This is a genomic window from Mesorhizobium sp. M7A.F.Ca.CA.002.15.2.1 (genome assembly GCF_003998715.1).
Lineage (GTDB): Bacteria > Pseudomonadota > Alphaproteobacteria > Rhizobiales > Rhizobiaceae > Mesorhizobium > Mesorhizobium ciceri.
Genome location: NZ_RZPI01000356.1, coordinates 1 through 5,695 on the forward strand (window position 1 = coordinate 1; position 5,695 = coordinate 5,695).

The following is a 5,695-nucleotide window of genomic DNA, read 5'->3' on the forward strand; positions in this document are numbered from 1 at the left end:
GGGAAGGTCACGGCCAGAAGCGCGAACAAAGCCGCCAGCGCCGCCGTGCCGCGAAAGATCAGATTGCCGAGCGGGATACGGCGCGCCTCGACGGCTTCGCCGCGCGTCAGCCAAACCGCGATCAGCGCGCCGCCGCAATTGGCGCCGAGGATGAAGAACAGACCGACCTCGACCGGCAAGACGCCTTGTGCGGCAAGCGTGACGAACAGCAGGATCGCCGCGACGCTGGAGTGGATCAGCCATGTGAACAGGGCAGCGGCGGCAAAGGCGGTGAAATAGTCCGCGCGCAGATAGGAGATCACCAGTGGCAGCAAGGTGCTCTGCCGCATCGGTGCGGTCGCCTCGCCGATCATATGCAGCGACAACAGGACGAAGGCGACCCCCATCAGGATTCGCCCGCTATGCCTGATGCCAGCCACTTCGAACTTCAGGGCCATCGCGCCGCCGACCAGGATCAGCGCCGGCACAAGCCAGCTGAGGTCGAACGACAGCACCTGCACGACCAGGGCGGAACCGAGATCGGCGCCCAGCAGGATCGCCAGCCCGGCCGACACCGAAACCATGCCGCTGGCGGCAAACCCGGCCGCCAGGATAGCGACGGCGGTCGAGCTCTGCAGCAGCACGGCAAGCACGGTGCCGACGCCGGCCGATCTGATCCGCTCACCCCGGGCTTGCCTCAGGGCATCACGCAAAGCGGGCCCGCAGGCCCGCTCGACACCCGTGCGCACCATATGCACGGCCCAGAGCAGCAGCATGACCGCACCCGCCAGATGCAGCAGGATGATGGAAAATTGCATGGCGACGCCTCCGGTGCCAACGGCCGGCAGGGATGTCGACCCATGCTCAGGCTGAGGGTCGGCAAAACATAAGTCAAATCGTTCCTTTCGATCTTTTCCTAAGCAATCCTTATGATAAGATGTCGGCGATTTCAGAAGTGTCGGAGGCACGGGAGATGCGCTACGTCCAGTTGCGAGCCTTTCACCAGGTGGCCATCTGCGGTGGCTTTTCTCGCGCCGCCGAGGCGCTCTTCCTGACCCAGCCGGCGATCTCGGACCAGGTGCGCAAGCTCGAGGAAGAGTATGATGTGCTGCTGTTCAACCGGAACAAGAAGCAGGTCACGCTGACCCATTCGGGCCAGAAATTGCTCGAAATAACCCACCGCATGTTCGATACCGAGCAACAGGCGCTCGAACTCCTGACGGAGTCCCGCGCCCTGCGTTCCGGCACGCTGCGCATCGTCGCCGATGCCGCACATCATCTGCTTCATATTCTCGGCAGCTTCCGGGCCCGCTACCCCGGCGTGCAGGTTTCGGTGCGCGCCGGCAACACCGAGACGGTGATCAGCAGCCTCTACAGCTACGATGCCGATATCGGCGTGCTGGGCGAGGTGCCGACGGGGCGCGATTTCGAGGTGCTGAAACTCAACTCGACGCCGATCATCGCGTTTGCATCCGTCGACCACCCGCTGGCCGCGAAAAAGTCGCTCACCCTCAAGCAGCTCGCGCAGGAATCACTGGTCATGCGCGAGCGTGGATCGAAGACGCGTCAGAAACTCGAAGATCTCGCAGCCGCCTCGAAAATCGAATTGAGGCCGGCGATCGAAGCCGAGGGCCGCGAAGCCGTCCGCGAGATCGTCGCCTCGGGCGCCGGCATCGGCTTTGTCTCGGCGGCCGAATTCGGCCAGGATTCGCGGCTGGTGCCGATCACCATCGATGCTCCCGAGACCCTGATGGACGAGGCGTTGATCTGCCTGCGTGAACGCAGCGGCGGCAAACTGGTGCGGGCTTTCCTGGATATGGCGCGCTCGATGTCAGCGGATTAAGCGGCGGCCCTGATCTCCACCGCATCAGCCTTCACCCGCTCCGACTTCGGGTCGTAGGGGCTGCGCAGATGTGCTGTCGCGGCATGGCGAACGCCGGCAAGGTCGATCTCGAAACGACCACCGGTGAGAAATGCAGCGTCGACGCCCGCCTCGTTCTCGATCAGGCCGAGCGCCACCGAGCGGCCAAGCGTGTGGCCGTAGGCGGCCGAGCGGACTTCGCCGACCGGCTTGCGGTCGCGCAGGATCAGTTCGCCGCCCCACAGCATCGGCTCGGCATCATCGAGCGTGAACAGCACGATGCGTCTTGCCGGTGCTGCCGATGGCTTCGTCTCAACCAGCGCGTCGCGGCCGATAAAGTCACCTGGCTTGTCCATCGCCACGGCGAAGCCAAGCCCGGCCTGCCAGGGGTCGATATCAGGCGTCAACTCCCTGCCCCAGGCGCGAAAACCCTTTTCGATGCGCAAGGCATCGAGCGCATAGTAGCCGGCGTCCAGCAGACCGAATTCACGGCCCGCCTCATGCAACGCCTCATAGACGCCGACGGCGAATTCTGTCGGCACGATCAGTTCCCAGCCCAGTTCGCCGACATAGGTCATACGGTTGGCATAGGCGGTGGCATAGCCGATATCGATCTCGCGGATGGTGGCGAAGGGAAAGCCGGCGTTGGAAAGATCGGCCGAGGAGAGTTTGCCCAGCAGATCGCGTGATCGCGGTCCCATCAACGCCAGCACCGCGTAGGACGAGGTGACGTCGGTCACGATTGCATGCGCGTCGGATGGAATGTTTTTGACGATCCAGTCGGCATCGTGGACAGCTTGTGCGGACCCGGTGACGATGAGGAATTTCTCCGCGCCGAGCCGCATAACGGTGAGATCGCTCTCATAGCCACCGCGTGCATTGAGCACGCCCGTGTAAACAGACGTACCGTCCGGTACCTCAATATTTCCGGCGCAGATCCAGTTGAGCACGGCGCAGGCATCGCGGCCCTGCACGAGGAGCTTGGCGAAAGAGGTCTGGTCGAAGACGGCGACGGCTTCGCGTGTCGCCTTCATTTCGCGCTTGACCGCCTCGTGCCAGTTCTGGCGGCCGAAGGCATAGTCGTTCTCGGTCTTCTCTCCCGGTGCCGCGAACCAGTTGGCGCGCTCCCAGCCCATCTTGGAACCGAAGCAGGCACCTTTGGCGGCGACCCGGTCGTAGAGCGGCGAGCGGCGGAACGGCCGCGCCGTGTCCAGTTCACGGTTCGGCCACGGCATGGCGTAATGCAAGCCGAGCGTTTCCTTGACACGGTCATGCAGCCAGCGCGGATTGTTGTTGAAGGAGGCGAAACGCCTGATGTCGACCGGCCACAAATCCATGGTCGGCGCGCTGTTGACGATCCATTCCGCCAGCGCCCTGCCCGCGCCGCCGGCGCTGGCGATGCCCATGGAGTTGAAGCCGGCGCCGACATAGAAATTCTTCAGTTCCGGCGCCTCGCCGAGGAGAAAATTGTTGTCCGGCGTGAAGCTTTCGGGACCGTTGTAGAATTTCTTGACCTCGGCCTTGGCCAATTGCGGCACGCGGACCAGCGCGTTTTCCATCAGGATCTCGAACTGATCCCAATCGTCCGGCAACAGCGCGAACTCGAAATTTTCGGGAATGCCATTCATGCCCCACGGCTTGGCGTGCGGCTCAAAGCCACCCATGACCAGGCCGCCGACCTCTTCCTTGAAATAGATGAACCCGTCGGGGTCGCGCATGACCGGCAGGTCCGGATGCACGCCCTCGATCCTGCCGGTAACGATGTACATGTGCTCGGCCGAATGCAGCGGCACCGAGACGCCGCACATCAGCCCGACCTTGCGCGCCCACTGGCCGGCGCAATTGACGACGATCTCGGCGGCAATGTTGCCGCGGTCCGTCTCGACACCGCAGGCGACGCCGTTCTTCACGCTGATGCCGGTGACCTTGACCCGCTCGAAAATTTTCGCGCCGCGATTGCGCGCACCCTTGGCCAGCGATTGCGTGAGATCGGTCGGATTGGCCTTGCCGTCGCCCGGCAGCCAGACGGCTCCGACCAGATCGTCGGTCGCCATGACCGGCCATAGATCGGCCGCCTCCTTCGGCGAAATCACGTCGATCTCGACGCCTTGGGCGCGAGCCGATGCGGCCGTGCGCTTCAGCACCGTCATGCGGTCGGCGGTCCGCGCCACCGACAGCGAGCCACAATTCTTCCAACCGGTGGCGAGCCCGGTCTCGGCCTCCAGCTCGCCATAGAGCTGCGTGGAGTATTTGATCAGGCTGGTCATGTTGGAATGACTGCGCAACTGGCCGACAAGCCCTGCGGCGTGCCAGGTGGTGCCACCGCTGAGTTGCCCCTGTTCGAGCAGCACGACATCGGTCCAACCGAGCTTCGTCAGATGATAGGCGACCGAGCAGCCAATGATACCGCCGCCGACGATGACGACGCGCGCTTGCGTAGGGAATTCGTTTGCCATGGGACATCCTGCCGTTTTGACACCGGTTGGATCATAGCAGCCGAATTCCAAATATCAACACAAAATACCACAAAATATCACATCAAAGAGGCAATCATCAGCTCAGGCCCTTTGCGCGCAAGCGCTTCAGCGATGTCAGCCTGCGGTTTCGCGTCGACGATCACGCCGGCGGCGCGTTGAAAATTCGGAATCCTGAGCGGCGTCAGCTTTGCGAACTTGCTGCTGTCGAGAACGAAGTAGGTTTTGGCGGCAAGCGCGATCATGCGGCTGCGCTGTTCGGCGCCGGCGCGGGTGAAATCGGTCACCTCGCCGTCGGGCGACAGCGCGCCACCACCGAGGAACGCGATGTCGACGCGAAAGCGCGACATGGCTTCGAGCATGTCGATTCCCGAGGCCGCTTCCTCGCCCGGATCGACTTCGCCACCCAGCACATGCACGCGCATGCCTGAGACGTGGCACAGCAGAAGCGCGATCTTCAGGCTCGCCGTGCAGATGGTGAGATCGCGCAGGTCGGCCATGGCTTGTGCGATGGCCAATGTGGTGGTGCCGGAATCGAGGAACACCACCATGCCGTCCTTTACAAGACCGGCGGCCAGCCTGCCGATCGCGGCCTTGCCTCCGGCATTTTCGTGGCTGCGCAAGCTCATTGCCGGTTCGCTCGGCTCGAAGCGGGCGGCGCCGCCATGGACGATGCCGAGCCGTCCCTTATCCGACAGCAGCTTCAAATCACGGCGGATGGTTTCGCGCGAGACATCGAAGAACCCGGCCAGTTCGGCGACACTGACAGACCCCTGGGCGCCCAGCCGCCGCAGGATCTCTTCGTGGCGACGTGGAGCAAGGGCGCGCGCCGGCAGGCTGCTGTCGGGGGACATGATGATCCTCGGATCGAGTAGCGATGTTGCAATATGTGGCAGTGATCGTGCGCAGAGGCAACTCAAGCCATGTCGTCAGGATTTTCGCGACAGGCCATCTTCCCTGATCGCGCTGACCAGCGTCTCGCTTCCCTCGCGAAGATGCTGCCTCAGAATGCCTATGGCCCTGTCGCCGTCGCGCCGCCGGCAGGCGGCCAGCAGATCGCGGTGCTCCGTCTGCGAGCGGCTGCGATAGTCCAGGTTCGACAGCAGGATGCGGACGTAGCGATCGGCGGCATTGTGGTGCGCCTCGATTAAGGCCAGCAATCGATTGTTGCCGCAGGCATCGTAGAGAGCCAGATGAAAGGCACGGTTCAGCGCGCCCCATCGGCCGACATTGCGCTCCGCGTCGATCTGATCGAGAACCTGTTCCGCCTCGTCGAGCCTGTCACCGGCGAGATTGGGAAGCGAAAGCCGCAACGCCTCGCATTCGAGCAATTCGCGCAGTGCATAGATTTCACTGATCTCGGCGCTGTCCATCCGGGCGA

5 protein-coding genes are annotated in these 5,695 nt (G+C 63.3%); 1 reads left to right on the forward strand and 4 read right to left on the reverse strand.

Going from position 1 to position 5,695, the window contains the following annotated elements; genetic code table 11:
• Positions 1-797: Na/Pi symporter (locus tag ENZ74_RS19580; protein WP_164761086.1), on the reverse strand; the 797-nt coding region annotated here is incomplete at its 3' end.
• 155 nt (positions 798-952) lie between these two features.
• Here ENZ74_RS19580 and ENZ74_RS19585 point away from each other — a divergent pair.
• Positions 953-1,822, forward strand: coding sequence for a LysR substrate-binding domain-containing protein (locus ENZ74_RS19585; protein ID WP_013533042.1), 870 nt, complete (start codon positions 953-955; stop codon positions 1,820-1,822).
• Here the strand turns inward: ENZ74_RS19585 and ENZ74_RS19590 are convergent.
• From ENZ74_RS19590 to ENZ74_RS19600, 3 genes are all read right to left on the reverse strand, one after another.
• Positions 1,819-4,296 (reverse strand): FAD-dependent oxidoreductase, encoded by a 2,478-nt coding sequence (locus tag ENZ74_RS19590; protein ID WP_063167530.1) that lies wholly within the window; start codon positions 4,294-4,296, stop codon positions 1,819-1,821. The two genes, ENZ74_RS19585 and ENZ74_RS19590, sit on opposite strands and share 4 nt — an antisense overlap.
• A gap of 77 nt (positions 4,297-4,373) precedes the next feature.
• A complete protein-coding gene (locus ENZ74_RS19595; protein WP_063167529.1) occupies positions 4,374-5,168 on the reverse strand; it encodes a DeoR/GlpR family DNA-binding transcription regulator in 795 nt (264 codons plus the stop codon).
• Between the two features lie 75 nt (positions 5,169-5,243).
• Positions 5,244-5,695, reverse strand: a 452-nt coding sequence (locus tag ENZ74_RS19600; RefSeq protein ID WP_164761087.1) for a GntR family transcriptional regulator, incomplete at its 5' end; no start/stop codon positions are given.

Excerpts from the sequence above, each read along its gene's own strand:
- ENZ74_RS19585 (WP_013533042.1), top strand. The coding sequence starts at position 953 with ATGCGCTACGTCCAGTTGCGAGCCTTTCACCAGGTGGCCATCTGCGGT.
- ENZ74_RS19590 (WP_063167530.1), bottom strand. The coding sequence starts at position 4,296 with ATGGCAAACGAATTCCCTACGCAAGCGCGCGTCGTCATCGTCGGCGGC.
- ENZ74_RS19595 (WP_063167529.1), bottom strand. The coding sequence starts at position 5,168 with ATGTCCCCCGACAGCAGCCTGCCGGCGCGCGCCCTTGCTCCACGTCGC.